General features: G+C 69.6%; 14 protein-coding genes and 4 tRNA genes. 5 read left to right on the top strand and 13 right to left on the bottom strand.

The window, feature by feature from the left end:
* A partial coding sequence (locus tag SACHA_RS0105900; RefSeq protein ID WP_019807926.1) for a LutB/LldF family L-lactate oxidation iron-sulfur protein occupies window positions 1–1,286 on the bottom strand: 1,286 nt, incomplete at its 3' end.
* Window positions 1,268–1,984 (bottom strand): (Fe-S)-binding protein, encoded by a 717-nt coding sequence (locus SACHA_RS0105895; protein WP_019807924.1) that lies wholly within the window; start codon window positions 1,982–1,984, stop codon window positions 1,268–1,270. The genes SACHA_RS0105900 and SACHA_RS0105895, both read right to left, overlap by 19 nt.
* A 183-nt stretch (window positions 1,985–2,167) precedes the next feature.
* On the opposite strand from SACHA_RS0105895, the gene SACHA_RS0105890 reads away from it, so the two are divergent.
* Entirely contained in the window at window positions 2,168–2,977 is an 810-nt protein-coding gene (locus SACHA_RS0105890) for an alpha/beta fold hydrolase (protein ID WP_019807922.1), read from the top strand.
* A gap of 32 nt (window positions 2,978–3,009) precedes the next feature.
* On the opposite strand, the gene SACHA_RS0105885 is transcribed toward SACHA_RS0105890, so the two are convergent.
* The 6 genes from SACHA_RS0105885 to SACHA_RS0105860 form a co-directional block, all read right to left on the bottom strand.
* Window positions 3,010–3,306 carry a GYD domain-containing protein gene (locus tag SACHA_RS0105885; protein ID WP_028662928.1) on the bottom strand — a complete coding sequence of 99 codons (297 nt, stop codon included), beginning with the start codon at window positions 3,304–3,306 and terminating at the stop codon, window positions 3,010–3,012.
* Between the two features lie 173 nt (window positions 3,307–3,479).
* Complete coding sequence (locus SACHA_RS0105880) at window positions 3,480–4,496, bottom strand: ABC transporter substrate-binding protein (protein WP_232211818.1); 1,017 nt, start codon at window positions 4,494–4,496, stop codon at window positions 3,480–3,482.
* 14 nt (window positions 4,497–4,510) lie between these two features.
* Window positions 4,511–5,386, bottom strand: a complete 876-nt coding sequence (locus tag SACHA_RS0105875) for an ABC transporter permease (RefSeq protein ID WP_019807916.1) — start codon at window positions 5,384–5,386, stop codon at window positions 4,511–4,513.
* On the bottom strand, window positions 5,383–6,186 hold the full coding sequence (locus SACHA_RS0105870) for an ABC transporter ATP-binding protein (protein WP_019807914.1): 804 nt from the start codon (window positions 6,184–6,186) through the stop codon (window positions 5,383–5,385). The genes SACHA_RS0105875 and SACHA_RS0105870 overlap by 4 nt, the downstream gene beginning before the upstream one ends.
* A 64-nt stretch (window positions 6,187–6,250) precedes the next feature.
* Window positions 6,251–7,120 (bottom strand): NAD-dependent epimerase/dehydratase family protein, encoded by an 870-nt coding sequence (locus tag SACHA_RS0105865; RefSeq protein WP_019807912.1) that lies wholly within the window; start codon window positions 7,118–7,120, stop codon window positions 6,251–6,253.
* Window positions 7,120–8,364 (bottom strand): FAD-dependent oxidoreductase, encoded by a 1,245-nt coding sequence (locus tag SACHA_RS0105860; RefSeq protein WP_019807910.1) that lies wholly within the window; start codon window positions 8,362–8,364, stop codon window positions 7,120–7,122. Before SACHA_RS0105860 ends, SACHA_RS0105865 begins: the two co-directional genes overlap by 1 nt.
* 198 nt (window positions 8,365–8,562) lie before the next feature.
* On the opposite strand from SACHA_RS0105860, the gene SACHA_RS0105855 reads away from it, so the two are divergent.
* From SACHA_RS0105855 to SACHA_RS0105845, 3 genes are all read left to right on the top strand, one after another.
* Window positions 8,563–9,459 carry a LysR family transcriptional regulator gene (locus SACHA_RS0105855; RefSeq protein WP_019807908.1) on the top strand — a complete coding sequence of 299 codons (897 nt, stop codon included), beginning with the start codon at window positions 8,563–8,565 and terminating at the stop codon, window positions 9,457–9,459.
* A 228-nt stretch (window positions 9,460–9,687) separates the two neighbouring features.
* On the top strand, window positions 9,688–10,530 hold the full coding sequence (locus SACHA_RS23305; RefSeq protein WP_019807907.1) for an alpha/beta fold hydrolase: 843 nt from the start codon (window positions 9,688–9,690) through the stop codon (window positions 10,528–10,530).
* A 131-nt stretch (window positions 10,531–10,661) separates the two neighbouring features.
* Window positions 10,662–11,783, top strand: coding sequence for a PP2C family protein-serine/threonine phosphatase (locus SACHA_RS0105845; RefSeq protein ID WP_028662927.1), 1,122 nt, complete (start codon window positions 10,662–10,664; stop codon window positions 11,781–11,783).
* 149 nt (window positions 11,784–11,932) lie between these two features.
* Here SACHA_RS0105845 and SACHA_RS24345 read toward each other — a convergent pair.
* A tRNA-OTHER gene (locus SACHA_RS24345) sits at window positions 11,933–12,037 on the bottom strand.
* On the opposite strand from SACHA_RS24345, the gene SACHA_RS0105840 reads away from it, so the two are divergent.
* On the top strand, window positions 12,000–12,191 hold the full coding sequence (locus tag SACHA_RS0105840; protein WP_019807902.1) for a hypothetical protein: 192 nt from the start codon (window positions 12,000–12,002) through the stop codon (window positions 12,189–12,191). The genes SACHA_RS24345 and SACHA_RS0105840 overlap by 38 nt on opposite strands.
* Here the strand turns inward: SACHA_RS0105840 and SACHA_RS0105835 are convergent.
* The 4 genes from SACHA_RS0105835 to SACHA_RS0105815 form a co-directional block, all read right to left on the bottom strand.
* Window positions 12,164–12,607 (bottom strand): SgcJ/EcaC family oxidoreductase, encoded by a 444-nt coding sequence (locus SACHA_RS0105835; protein WP_020628599.1) that lies wholly within the window; start codon window positions 12,605–12,607, stop codon window positions 12,164–12,166. The two genes, SACHA_RS0105840 and SACHA_RS0105835, sit on opposite strands and share 28 nt — an antisense overlap.
* Before the next feature lie 592 nt (window positions 12,608–13,199).
* Window positions 13,200–13,273, bottom strand: a tRNA-Phe gene (locus SACHA_RS0105825).
* Between the two features lie 27 nt (window positions 13,274–13,300).
* A tRNA-Asp gene (locus SACHA_RS0105820) sits at window positions 13,301–13,377 on the bottom strand.
* A 27-nt stretch (window positions 13,378–13,404) separates the two neighbouring features.
* Window positions 13,405–13,477, bottom strand: a tRNA-Glu gene (locus tag SACHA_RS0105815).
* Window positions 13,478–13,656 lie beyond the last annotated feature (179 nt).

Genomic DNA, 13,656 nt, shown 5'->3' with positions numbered 1-13,656 from the left:
CCGGCCCGCTGCGCGGCCTCGTACCGGCGGCGGTCGCGGAACACCCAGCCCGCGCCGGACATGGCCAGCGCCTCGGGGGTCCGCCGTCTCCCGGCCCGCACCACCTCGCCCCGCAGGTGGGTGAGTACCTCCGGGATGTCGATCCGCACCGGGCAGACCTCGTAGCAGGCCCCGCACAGCGACGAGGCGTACGGCAGCGACGCCGTCTGCGGGTCCGTCAGGTCCCCGTCCAGCTGGGGCGCGAGGATCGCCCCGATCGGACCCGGGTACACCGACCCGTACGCCTGCCCGCCGGTGCGCTCGTACACCGGGCAGACGTTCAGGCAGGCCGAACACCGGATGCAGCGCAGCGCCTGCCTGCCGACCTCGTCGGCCAGCGTGGCCGTGCGCCCGTTGTCCAGCAACACCAGGTGGAACTCCCGCGGCCCGTCGCCGGGGGTCACGCCCGAGAAGATGGAGGTGTAGGGGTTCATCCGCTCGGCGGTCGACGACCGCGGCAGCAGTTGGAGGAACACCTCAAGATCCCGCCAGGTGGGCACGACCTTCTCGATCCCCATGACGGTGATCAGCGTGTCCGGCAGGGTGAGGCACATCCGGCCGTTGCCCTCCGACTCGACCACGGCGATCGAACCGGTGTCGGCCACGGCGAAGTTGGCGCCCGACACGGCGACCGTCGCGGAGAGGAACTTGCGCCGCAGGTACCGGCGGGCGGCCTCGGCGAGCTCGGCCGGGTCGTCGGAGTCGGGTGCCCCGGGCATCTCCCTGCGGAAGAGCTCCCGGATCTCCGCCCGGTTGCGGTGGATCGCGGGAACGAGGATGTGCGAGGGCCGATCGTGCCCGAGCTGCACGATCAGCTCGGCGAGATCGGTCTCGATCGGGCGGACGCCGCCCGCTTCGAGGTGCTCGTTCAGCCCGATCTCCGCGGTGGCCATCGACTTGACCTTGACGACCTCCTCGGCCCGCCGGGCCCGCGCGAGGTCGAGCACGATGCGGTTGGCCTCCTCGGCGTCCCGCGCCCAGTGGACCGTCCCGCCGCGCGCGGTGACGGCCTCCTCCAGCCGCTCCAGGTAGGTGTCCAGGTGCGCGAGCACGTCGTCCTTGATCGCCGCACCGGCCCGGCGCAGCTCTTCCCAGTCGTCCAGCTCGGCGACGGCGGCGGCACGCTTGCCCCGGATCGTCGTCGTGGCCCGGCGCAGGTTCCCGCGCAGCTGTGTGTCCGCCAGCGCGGTGTGCGCCGCGTCCGGGAACGTCGGGCTGCCCAGCCACGTCACGGGGTTGCGACCCACGGCTGCTCCTCCGTACTCGCCAGAATCTCGGCCAGGTGCACGCTGCGCACACCGGTGCGCAGGCGGGAAAGGCCGCCGGAGAGGTGCATCAGGCACGAGTTGTCGCCCGCCGTGACCACCTCGGCACCGGTGTCCTGCACGCGGCGCATCTTGTCGGCCAGCATCGCCGTGGACGTCTCGGCGTTCTTCAGCGCGAACGTGCCGCCGAAGCCGCAGCACTCCTCCGCCAGGGGCAGTTCGACCAGTTCCAGGCCGCGCACCGCGCGCAGCAGGCGCAGCGGACGGTCCCCGACGCCGAGCATCCGCAGGGAGTGGCAGGTGGGGTGGTAGGTCACCCGGTGCGGGAAGTACGCGCCGACGTCGGTCACCCCCAGCACATCGACGAGGAACTCGCTCAGTTCGTACGTGCGCCGCACGGCCGGGCCGGTCCCGCCCAGCTTCGGGTGGATCTCCCGCACGGTGCCCACGCACGAGCCGGACGGCGCCACCACGTGGTCGTAGGCGGCGAACACGTCCGCGTACCGGCGGACCAACGGCTCCGCGTCGTCGTGGTAGCCGGTGTTGTAGTGCAGCTGCCCGCAGCAGGTCTGGTCGAGCGGGAAGTCGACCGCGCAGCCGAGCCGTTCGAGCAGGCGGACGACGGCCTTGGCGGTGTCGGGGTACAGCGTGTCGGTCAGGCAGGTGGCGAACAGCGCCACCCGCCCCTGTCCGGGTCGCTCACCCACGCGGCGCCCTCCACTGGACACGATCGCTCACCGACGCTGACCGAGCCTAGTGTCGCGGTGCCCACCCACGCCAATGCGCCACGTCGACCGCACCGGCGAGCCGCCCCGACCGGGTACTCCCCGCCCGGAAGCGGACAACGACACGGGAGGCCGACGATGGGCGCGATGATCGATATCGGCGGGCTGGAACTCTGGACCGAACGCCGCGGTGACGGGCCGGACGTCCTGTTACTCGCCGGGCTCGGTGACCCGGTGGAGGCGTGGGAAGCGCAGCTCGACGGGCTCGCCGACCGCTACCGGCTGACCGCCTTCGACAACCGGGGCGCGGGCCGAACCGGGCTCCCGGAGGGTCCGCTGTCGGTACCGTTGCTGGCCGACGACGCCGCGGCCCTGCTGCACGCGCTTCAGGTCCGGCACGCACACGTGGCCGGCTTCTCCGGTGGCAGCGCGATCGCCCAGGAACTGGCGCTGCGGCACCCGGACGTCGTGCGCAGCCTCGTGCTGACGAGCACGTGGGCCGAGCCCGACGTTTACTTCCGGGCGATGACCGACGCCTGGCACTGGTCGGCGGAGCATGCGCCGAGCGAACGCGCGATGCTGGAGTCGTTCTTTCTGTGGATCTACACGCGCCGCGCGCACGCGGACGGCACCGTGGCGGCGTTCGTCGACGAGGCGTTGGCGTTTCCGCACGGGCAGTCCGTTCAGGCCTTCCGGCGTCAGCTCGACGCCTTCCGGCAGCACGCGACGCTCGACCGCCTCGGCGCGATCACGGTCCCGACCCTGGTGCTCGCCGGGGAACGGGACATCGCGACACCGCCCGGCCTCGGACGGGCGGTCGCCGAGCGGATCGGCGACGCCCGGTTCGAGATCATGCCCGGCGAGGCGCACCAACCGTTCCAGGAGGCCCCGGAGACCTTCAACTCCCGGGTCGACGCCTTCTGGCGGGAGGTCGGCACCGGAACCTGAGCCCGGACACCGTCCGCCGTGGCCGTCCGACGCTACCCGCCGAGTGAGATGACCTCCCGCATCTCGTCCGGCCCGTAACCGTGCACCGCCTCGATGCGGAGATTGCCCATCGACTCCACGGCCAGCAGGAAGGCCGTGGCCTTGCGAACGTCGTCGCAGCGCACCACGGCGACGAGGTCGTAGGGCCCGCCCGGTGTCCAGTAGAACTCGCCGAGTTCGGTGTCGTACCGCTCCGCGAGCTGCCGCGCGTTCTCGTAGCGGTCGACCGACTCCCGGTAGCCGCGTACGCCCTGCTCGGTCCACTTCATCAAGGAGATCAGAGTTGCCATGACCGGCTCCTTTCCGCATGCCGCTCTCCGGCCGAGGGTGCGCGCGGACCAGTGGCCCCACGAGAGCAGAAGGTCCCCGTCCGAAGGGACGGGACGCATGACGAAGGGCCGTGGGCGGCGTGTACCGCCGACCACGGCCCTTCGGTCTCAGCCGGTCACGGCCTCACTCGTCGTCAGCCCCCGGACCCACCGGTGCCGTCCTGCCCCTCGCCGACGTTGTCGGAGAAGGTCGGGTTGACGTACTCCTCCTGCGGGATCGGCTGGTCGTACTCCAGCGCGCCGAGCTCCATCCAGGTGCGTTCCATCGCGGCGAGCTGGTCGGGCAACGGCGCCAGGTCGGGCAACCACGTGTACAGCGGCGTCGACTTGACGTCCTCGACGCTCTGGTCGGTGGCCTCGGCGATGATGCGCAGGTTCTCCTCGGAGTAGCGCTGCTCGCCCTGGAGGTCCTTGGCCGCCCGGGCCATGGCGTCGAAGAACTTCTGCCCGTTCTCGCTGTCGGCGAACCCGCCGCCGTAGATCATGCCCGTGCCGGAGGTCCCCTCCGGTGTGGTCCAGACCTTCTCGGCCACGCCGTCGGAGACCGCCATCTCCCAGAACGGCGCCGCGGCGAAGCCCGCGTCGATGCCCCCGGTCTCCAGGCCGGTCGGGATGTCCGGGTTCGACACCTGGGTGAGCGTGACGTCGTCCAGCGACAGGCCGGCCTCCTCCAGCGCCATCCCGACGTAGTGGGCACTCGTCGCACCCTCACCGCCGAGCACGCCGATCGTGCGGCCCTTCAGGTCCGCCAGCGAGGAGTACTCGCCACTGTCGATCAGCTCCTGGCGCACCAGCAGTGCCGACGGCGGACGCTCCCGATCCTCGGGCTGGACGCCCATCGAGCCGACGACCTCGACGTCCAGTCCGGTCTTGATCGCACTGAACATTCCCGCGGAGAACCCGGCGAGGACGGTGTCCAGCTTGCCGCTGGAGGCCAGCGGGATCGCGTCCTGGCCCGACTTCACGTTCTCCAGGTTGACCTTCAGACCTTCGTCGGCGAAGTAACCCTTGTCCTGTGCCACGAACAGTGGCGAGAAGATCGACAGCTGCACGTATCCCACGTCGACGGTGTCGTCCCCGCCGCCGCCCGCGGCGTCACCGCCGGCGCCGCAGGCGGACAGGCCGACACCGAGCAGCATCGTCGCTGCCATCGCCGTCAGTTTCCTCATTGTTTCCTTCCCTTTTTTCGGGGCCCGCCGGAGTGCTGCCAGGGGAGCAACGCCCGCTCCAACAGAATGATGAGCCCGGTGACCACAGCGCCGATGATCGAGACCGTGATCAGTCCGACGAACATCGTCTGTGGCTGGAACAACTGCCACGAGTTCCAGATCAGGTACCCCAGTCCGTTGTTCGAGGCGACGAACTCGACGGCCGTCACCACGATCACCGCCATGCCCGCGGACACGCGCAGTCCGGTCATGATGGACGGTGTCGCGCCGGGCAGGAGGACGTAGCGGAACAGCCGCCAGCCGGTGGCCCGGTAGGCCCGCGCGGCCTCGAGGATCCGTCCGTCGATCTGCGTGATGCCCGCGAGCGTGTTGATCTGCACGACGAAGAACACCGAGATCGCCACCGAGAGCACCTTCGGCGTCTCGGTCAGTCCGAAGATCAACAGCAACAGCGGCAGGATCGCGATCTTCGGCAGCGCGTACAACGCCGTGAACGTCGGGCCCAGGGCCGCCCGCAGCGGACGGGACACGCCCATCCCCAGCCCCACGGCGATCCCGGCCACCGCACCGAGTGCGAAGCCGGTGAGCAGCCGCGCGACCGTGGAATACACGTGCACCCACAGTTCACCCGTGGAGATCATCTCCCAGCCGCGGGACAGGATCTCGCTCGGTGGCGTGAACAGCCGGGCGTCGAGCATCCCGGTCGCGGCGGCGATCTCCCACAGCGCGAGCAGCACGAGCGGGGTGAGCACGGCGAGCGCGAGGTCGCGCCCGCGCAACAACCGGTGTCTGCGGTGTTCCCGCTCCACGGCCCGCCGCAGGGCCTCGTCGGACCGGACCGCGGTCGAGTCCCGCGTCAGTGATTGTGTCATGAGAACCTCAACGATGCTTGAACTTCATCCCGCAGCGACTCCCAGATGTCCTGCTTCATCCGCGCGAACTCCGGATCGGTCTCCATCTCCACGCTGCGCGGCCTGCCGAACGGGACGTCGATCACTTCCTTCACCCGGCCCGGCCGCGCCGACATGACGACGATGCGGTCGCCGAGCAGCAGCGCCTCCTCGATCGCGTGCGTCACCAGCACGACGGTCTTGCGCTCGGCCTCCCACAGGCCGACCAGCTGTTCCTGCATCAGGATCCGCGTCTGCGCGTCCAGCGCGCCCAACGGTTCGTCCATCAGCAGGGACGGTGACCCCGTCGCGAACGCGCGGGCGATCGCGATCCGCTGCCGCATCCCGCCGGAGAGCTGGTGCGGATAGGCCTGTTCGAATCCGGTCAGTCCGACCTCGGAGATCCAGTGCCGCGCGTGCTCCTCGCGTTCCCGTTTACCGACCGAGGCCATCTGTTCACCGAAGGCCACATTCTGCAGGACGGTGAACCACGGCAGGACCCCGTGATCCTGGAATACGAAAGCGGAACGCGGCACCTTTCCCTTCGCGAGATTGTTGTGGACCTGTCCCGCCGTGGCGGTCTCCAGCTCGCCGAGGATGCGCAACAGGGTCGACTTCCCGCAGCCGGACGGGCCGACGATGCAGGTGAACGACCCCTTCTCGAAGGTGAGATCGATGTCGTCGAGCGCCTGGACCTGACTCTTCCCGACGAAGATCTTCGACACGTTCTCGACGACGAAGGCGTCGTCGGACGTCGTTCGTGTCGTGGGGGATGTGGTCATGAACAATCCTTGATCGAGTCGGCGGAACCGTTCTTGCCGGGAGGGGAGCACCGCCCGCACGAATTCACCATTCAAACATCGGGGGGTTTTCCGAACAGAAGACCCCTCCGAGGAACCGACGGTCCTCCGCGGAGGCGAGCACCGAGGCATCGGCCCCGGCCTCGGCGAACAGCGTGTCCGCGTGCCGCTCCGCGTCGTCGACCGGGGTGTAGCCGATCGCGGCGCCGCCGGAGTGGGCGAGGTAGCCCCGGCTGTTGGCCGAGACCCCCCACACGAGCCGGAACCCGACCCCGCGTGCGCGCAGTGCGGCGTCGGTCAGCCGCACCGCGTCCGCAGGGGAGAGCCAGGTGGCCAGCATCCGCTCGTCGCGCGGCCGGGCGAAGCGGGAGGCGATCCGCAGGCACACGACCTCGAGGCCGTACCGGTCGTGGTACAGACTGCCGAGCGCCTCCGTCGCGGCCTTGCTGACCCCGTAGAAGGTGTCCGGCCGCACGGGCACGTCGTCCGGCACGGTCCCGTCATCCGCGGGGATGCCGACGTAGCCCACGGCGTGGATGGAGCTTGCCAGCACCACGCGGGGCACACCCGCACGGCGGGCGGCCTCCAGCACCGCCTGTGTGCCGTCGATGTTGACCCGGGACACGGTCTCCCAGTCGGCCTCCAGCGGGATGCCCGCCAGATGGACGACCGCGCCGCACCCGGTGAACGCGGTGACCAGGGCGTCGAGGTCGGTGATCTCGCAGCGGGCCCAGTCCTGGCAAGCGGCGGCGGCCGTGTCGGTCGCCGGCCGCCGGTCCACTCCCACCACGTGGTACCCGAGGTCGGTCAGCCCCGGCAGCACGTCGGTGGCCAGCGAGCCCGCCGCGCCGGTCAGCGCGATGCGGGCCGGGTGCCCGTGCCCGTCGTCGGTGGTGGTCCGGTCGTCGGTGGTCATCAGATCAGCGCCCCCTGCCGCTCCAGTTCCCGGCGGACGGCGGTGTAGTCGTGCGCGCCGCCGGTGGCGTAGACGCTCGCGGCCACACCGCAGGCGTGCCCGGAGGCGAACGACGTGCCCATCACGCGCAGCGAGGCGTAGGCGGAGTCGTCCGAACTGACCAGGCGGCCGCCCGCCCAGAGGTTGTCGGTGGATTCGGAGCACAGCGCCCCGTAGGGGATGTGGTACCAGCCCTTGTCCCGGATCCCACCGTATTCGGTAAGCCCGGGGGCGACGTGCTTCTCCATCGGCCATCCGCACCGCGCCACCGCGTCCTGCGGCCTGCGACGTCCGGTGGAGACGTCCTCGGCGCACACCGCGTCGCGCCCGGCGAGCCTGCGGCCCTCGCGGATGCCGATCTGCGGACCGGTGGAGGCGAGGAAGGCGGATTCCCACCCGGGAAGGTGGCGGCGGAACGCGTCCAGATACCGCCAACTCAGCTCCCGGGCGCGGATCTCGGCCTCGGTCAGGTCATCGACGTCGAGCACGTCGCGGTGCTGGTCGGCCAACAGCAGCATGATCTCGCCGCTTACCGGCATCCGCACCGCGATCCCGCTGTCCCGCACCAGGGTGCGGCCGGTCTCGGTCCGGTACTTCTCCACCGCGGCGGCCATCCCGGCCGGGCTGAGGTCGGCGTCGGCGGCGACCGCGCCCGCGCGCATCACGAGCGTGCACGCCTGCCTGCGCTCCGGGTCGGACAGCCGCACCGTCGAGCCGGACTCCGCGACGAGGACACCGTCCCCGCTGCAATCGACGAACGCACGGCCGGTGATGCGCCGGTGGCCACCGCGGTGCACGATCTCCACCCCGGTGATCCGCCCGGCCTCCGTCGTGGCCGAGATCAGCCTGCTGTGCAGCAGCAGTGTCACTCCGGCGTCGCGCACCACCCGGTCGTAGACGCTCTTGGTGGTCTCCAGATCCAACAGCACGACGGTGTTGCCGGTGTCGGCGATGGTCTGAGTGCGGTACAGGTTCCGTTCGTCGAGCCGGTCGAGCACCTGCTGTCCGACCCCGGCCACCACCTGCGTGCCGGTCTGGTCGAAGAAGCCGCAGTGGGTGAGCACGGAACTGTTCGTGGCCGCCCCGCCGAGGAAACCGTACTGCTCGATCACACAGACCGACGCACCCGACTGCGCCGCGCCGACGGCCGCGGCGATACCCGCCGCGCCACCGCCGATCACGACCACGTCGAAGTCCGTGGACATTTCCGTTCCACCTCACTACAGCCGCCGGAGTGGTTCACCACCCGAAACAGGGCATTCACATCTGTTGGGTGTGACCCTGACCGCTCCTCCGGTCGCCCGTCCAATACCGGATGTGTCCGGGGGTTATGCCCACGGCGCATAGCGGCCGGTCGACCGGCTCCCGGCGGGCACCGGGGCACTCGTGCCTAGGCTGGATGCGTGGAGCTGCGACAGCTGACCTACTTCGGCAAGGTCGCCGAGGTGCGGTCATTCAGCAAAGCGGCCGCCATCCTGCACATGACCCAGCCGTCGCTGAGCAGGCAGATCATGGCGCTGGAGCGGGAACTCGGGCAGACGTTGCTCGACCGCACCCCGCAGGGCGTGGAGCCGACCCCGGCGGGGCTCGGCCTGCTCGACCACCTCAACACCGTGTTCGAGCAGGTCGAACGCATCCCCGAGGTGGTGCGCACGGCGGGTGAACAGGTGCGGCTGGTGCGGGTCGGCGTGCCCCAGGGGCTGCCCCAGCCGTGGGGTTTCGCGCTGCTGGACGCGCTGGCCCGGCGGACGCCATCCGTCCGGGTCTCACTGCACGAGGCCACGACCGAGGAGCAACGCCAACTCCTGCAGAACGGGCTGATCGACGTCGGACTGCTGCACACCGAGGCGTCGGAGGTGCACTGTGAGAGGCTGTTCACCCAGCGCATGGGCGTCGCCGTGCCGCGGGGTTCGGCGCTCGCGGACAGGCGGACGGTCACTCTCGCCGACCTCGACGGGTTGCGGGTGATGGCGCACGCCGCGGGCGAGGTGGACGTCGAGGTCAGCCGGGTTCGGGAGGCGTCAGCGGCGGCAGGGGCCGAGACCGAGTGGTTGTTCCGGCGCTTCTCCGAGCACAGTTGGCTGATCGCTCTGGCATCCGGGGTGGACGCCGTATTGGTGACCCAGTCCTCGGCGACGCGCCACCTGCCGGACTGGAGCTGGATCTCCGTCGCGGGCCGGGACGCCGAGGGCAACGATCTCGACATCGACACCTGGGCCGCGTGGCGGGAGCCCGTGCCCGCCCCCGTCCGCGGAGTTGTCGACGTGATGCGCTCGATCTCCGCGACGGCCCACGTGTAGCCGCGACCGGGCGGTGTGCCCCACGCACCCGGCGGGCTACTCGAAGAGCCCGTTCACGCCGGACGCCCTCATGCCGTCGACAGGCGTGTCTTGAGCGCGCACGACATCGTCGCGACGGTCGCGTCACCGTAGGCGACCGCGTACGCGGTGCTCAACCCCCGACCCGGTCATCACCGAGGTGGATCGCCTACCCGCAGGGAGGACGAGTTGAGTCATGCGGGAGGAGAGATGAGCACGATCGACATCAACGAGTGCTCACTGTATTACGAGCTGTCCGGGGCCGGGCCTCCGGTTCTGTTCATTTCCGGGGCTACCGGCGATGCCGGTCACTGGACGGAGGTCGCCGAGGTACTGGCGGACGAGCACACCGTCCTGGCGTACGACCGGCGGGGCAACTCCCGGAGTCCGCGGCCGGAAGACGGGACCGTGGCACCGTTGTTCGACGAGCAGGCCGACGACGCCGCCGAACTGCTCCGAGCGCTCGATCTGGCACCGGCACTCGCGTACGGAAACAGTTCCGGAGCGATCATCCTGACCAACCTCGTGCTGCGCCACGCCGACGTCCTGCGCGGCGCGATCTTCCACGAGCCGCCGTATGTCGCTGTCACCTCGACCGCACAAGCGGTCGGGACCGCACTGCGATCGCTCGTCGAGGAAGGGATGGCCCGGGGAGGACCACCGGCGGCCATGGAGCTGTTCATCCGCTGGGTCTTCGGCGACGACGTCTTCGAGTCGTTCGACCCGGATTTCCGCGCCCGTGTACTGGGCAACGGTGCGGAGTTCTTCGGCACGGAGATGGAGGCGACCCCGGCTTACCTGCCGAGCTCGGACGAGCTCGCCGAAGTACGACTGCCCTGTGTCGTGGCATGCGGTGCCGACAACCGCGATCCGGCCGCGACACACCACTGGATGTACGAAGCCTCGCAATGGCTGGCCGACCGACTGAGCGTGACGCCCGTCGAGACACCGGGCGCGCACGTTCCCCAGCTGTCCCCTCCACACGAGCTGGCGGAGATGCTGCGTCCGGTCCTGAGCAGGTTGCAGGTTCGCGAACCTTCCGGACCAGGGTGAACTCCCCCGGGAGTGCCTGGAGCGGTCGACCTGTGACCCGGATCCGGGACGGTTTGCCGGGACGGCGCCGGGGCTATTCGGGGACCGGCACCGGTCGACGCCGGGTGCCCCAGTGAAGCGAGAGGCGCGAGATGGCCGCGCACGACGTCGCCGCCACGTTTACAAGTCCCTATTCGAGCCCGTACGCCGTGCTCAGCCCCGACCTGGTGATCCGGGAGGTCAACTGGGCGTACATGTGGGTGACCGGGCGGGCCCGGGACGAGCTGCTGGATCACTATTTCTTCGACGTCTTCCCCGGCCATCCCGAAGGGGCGGACCGCACGGACACGCAGCGGGTGTCCGGGTCGCTGCACCGGGCGCTGGAAACGGGCCGACCCGACACGCTGCCGCTGGTGCGCTACGACATCGCCACCCGGCGCACCCGCGATTTCCAGGAACGGTACTGGGGTCTGGTGACGGTCCCGGTCCTCGACCGGGACGGGGCGGTGGACCGTCTGGTGCTCTGTCCCGTGGACTCCACCGCGCTCGTCCACACCTACACCCGGGAGCGGAAGACCGCGCTGACCCTGCAGGAGGCCATGATGCCCGGGCAGGCGACGGTCACCGACCGGATGGCCGCACGGTATCGCCCGGCACTCAGCGGCTCGAACCTCGGCGGTGACTGGTACGACTTCGTCGAGCTCAGGGAGGGCAGGTTCACCGCGGCCGTCGGTGACGTGGTCGGCTGTGGCCTGCGCGCCGCGGCCGTGATGGGTCGGCTGCGCAGCGCACTCGGCGCGCTGATCCGTGCGGACCCGGACCGGCCGGGGAGCGCGCTGGCGATGCTCGACCGATACGCCCGGACCATCGAGAGCGCACTGGGCACCACGGTCGCCACGGTCACCGTGGACACCGACGCACACACCCTGACCTACGGCAGCGCGGGACACCTCCCACCCATGCTGCTGCGGCCGGACGGCGACGTGGACACACTCGACGAGGCCCTGTCGCTGCCCCTGTCCGTCGGCCCGCTCCATCGGACCCGACCGCAGGCGCGCTACACCTACACTTCCGGCTCGATCCTCGTGCTCTACACCGACGGACTCGTCGAACGCCGGGGCGAAGTGCTCGACGTCGGCCTGGACCGGCTTCGCCGAAGCCTCACCGAGCACGGCGCGCTCGCCACCGAGGAGCTCGCGAACAGGCTCCTCGCCGACCTCCTCACCGACCGCCCCACCGAGGACGACACGGCCCTCATCGTCACCGCACTTTGACTTGCATCGGGGAGGACGCCCACGGGGCGGGACACGAGACGTCTCCCGTCGCGCGGTCCGTGCCCACGCCGGCTTCGGCGAGCTCGGAGGGAGGTCCGGACACGAGGAACCGCCCCGATCCGAATCGGGGCGGTTCCTGGTCAACCGGGTGGCCAGGGACGGGATCGAACCGCCGACCTTCCGCCTCTCAGGTCTCTAGCAAGATCCACCTCGCCGGTGAAGGCGGATGCCGTCCGCTGGCCCTGCGGCCAGCCCGCAGGCTTCGACAAGACGATCTTCTTCCACAGCACCGTCACCGTCGCAGCGATCCGCCTCTGGCTTGCCCTGATCCGCCGGGTGGCCCTGAGCGAGGTGCTCTGGGTCGATAAGCTTCGCTTCCCCTACGGCGCGACAACTGGTGTGTTCTGAGCCATGCGGATGCGCCACTGTCCAGCAGCGTCCCGCATCAGTGTCATCATCAAGATGCCTTCCATGGGATCGATGGTGTCCTCCGCCCGGCCGTCGGATCCGGCAGACCTCTGGCGAGCATGGACCACGGCGACCTCGGGCGTGAGGAAGGCGACGTTCTCGATGGTGTAGCGCACCGTGCTGTCAGCCAAGGGGCCGCCCTCAGCAAAGACGAAGGATTGCGCCTGGTACAGGCGGTCAGCGCCGAACACCAGAGTGCCGCTGAAGTTGACAAAGACTGTGTCTGACGAGAAGAGGGCGTTCATCCCCCTGGCATCGTTGCCATTGAACGCGGCCTCGTAGTGCGCCACGACCTCCGCGACCTCATCCTTGCCGCCCGACGGGCCAGTCTCTTCGTGCTCGTGCACGGTCGTCATCGGAAAACCCCTGACTATGCGGTGTGCGACTTCGACGCCAAGCCTCGTACTTCGACCGAGCTCGAGGTCAATAGTGCTCACGACAGCAACGCCAGCACTTCGTCAGCTGGCTTCACGTCAGCGTTGAGCGGCCCACCGCGACATCGGCATGATCCGCCGGACAGAACCTAGGGGTGGATCCTCCATCACAGGTCGTAGCACCCGGGAGGAGCAAGGGACCACACAAGCCGTCATGACCGGTCTCGTGGTAAGGAGCTCGCGTGGACTCGCCCGTTCCCACTGCACCTCGTCGACGTCAAGTCGAAGGCGGAGCGCCGGACCGCTCCCACTCCCGGATGAGCTCTACATCCTCCTCGCGAGGCACCGAGAGCAACAGCAGGAACGAACCGGACGATCATGGACGTCATGGGGTGGTCAACGGCATCGATGAAGGCCGCCCGCTCCATGCACGTCACCGAGGACATCCGCAGGGACGTCGCCGCACGCCTCAACGGCTACTTCTGGAACGCCACTGAGATCTGAACTGAGCCCCGGACGCACGAAAAAACCCCGACTCCGTCGGGAGTCGGGGCGAAAAGCCTGGTTAACCGGGTGGCCAGGGACGGGATCGAACCGCCGACCTTCCGCTTTTCAGGCGGACGCTCGTACCAACTGAGCTACCTGGCCGAAACGCCGGTGCGGGACCGAACGCCTTGGCGACCCTGACGGGACTTGAACCCGCGACCTCCGCCGTGACAGGGCGGCGCGCTGACCAACTGCGCCACAGGGCCATGCTGTGTACCGTCTTCAGTTCTCCGTACTCCCAACGGGATTCGAACCCGCGTTGCCGCCTTGAAAGGGCGGAGTCCTAGGCCGCTGGACGATGGGAGCCCAGTCGGTTCGGCTACCGACCGCGCTTCCAGGTCATCCCCTGGGAGCGATCACCAGTCTAGGACACCCGTCGAGGCCCTTTCAAAGGGGGGTCACTTTGCCCGTGAACCCGCCGCTGACCTGGGACGAGTCGCGCGCCCCCCGAGCGGCCCGCCGCGGCCACCGTTCGCGGCTCCCCG

The organism is Saccharomonospora halophila 8, from assembly GCF_000383775.1.
GTDB lineage: Bacteria > Actinomycetota > Actinomycetes > Mycobacteriales > Pseudonocardiaceae > Saccharomonospora > Saccharomonospora halophila.
This window is presented reverse-complemented; position numbering and strand designations above follow the sequence as displayed.

Bases quoted from the DNA above. Each gene is read 5' to 3' on its own strand.
- SACHA_RS0105860 (WP_019807910.1), bottom strand. From the start codon at position 8,364: ATGTCCACGGACTTCGACGTGGTCGTGATCGGCGGTGGCGCGGCGGGT.
- SACHA_RS0105875 (WP_019807916.1), bottom strand. From the start codon at position 5,386: ATGACACAATCACTGACGCGGGACTCGACCGCGGTCCGGTCCGACGAG.
- SACHA_RS23305 (WP_019807907.1), top strand. From the start codon at position 9,688: ATGAGCACGATCGACATCAACGAGTGCTCACTGTATTACGAGCTGTCC.
- SACHA_RS0105865 (WP_019807912.1), bottom strand. From the start codon at position 7,120: ATGACCACCGACGACCGGACCACCACCGACGACGGGCACGGGCACCCG.
- SACHA_RS0105880 (WP_232211818.1), bottom strand. From the start codon at position 4,496: ATGGCAGCGACGATGCTGCTCGGTGTCGGCCTGTCCGCCTGCGGCGCC.
- SACHA_RS0105870 (WP_019807914.1), bottom strand. From the start codon at position 6,186: ATGACCACATCCCCCACGACACGAACGACGTCCGACGACGCCTTCGTC.
- SACHA_RS0105845 (WP_028662927.1), top strand. From the start codon at position 10,662: ATGGCCGCGCACGACGTCGCCGCCACGTTTACAAGTCCCTATTCGAGC.
- SACHA_RS0105890 (WP_019807922.1), top strand. From the start codon at position 2,168: ATGGGCGCGATGATCGATATCGGCGGGCTGGAACTCTGGACCGAACGC.
- SACHA_RS0105835 (WP_020628599.1), bottom strand. From the start codon at position 12,607: ATGACGACCGTGCACGAGCACGAAGAGACTGGCCCGTCGGGCGGCAAG.
- SACHA_RS0105885 (WP_028662928.1), bottom strand. From the start codon at position 3,306: ATGGCAACTCTGATCTCCTTGATGAAGTGGACCGAGCAGGGCGTACGC.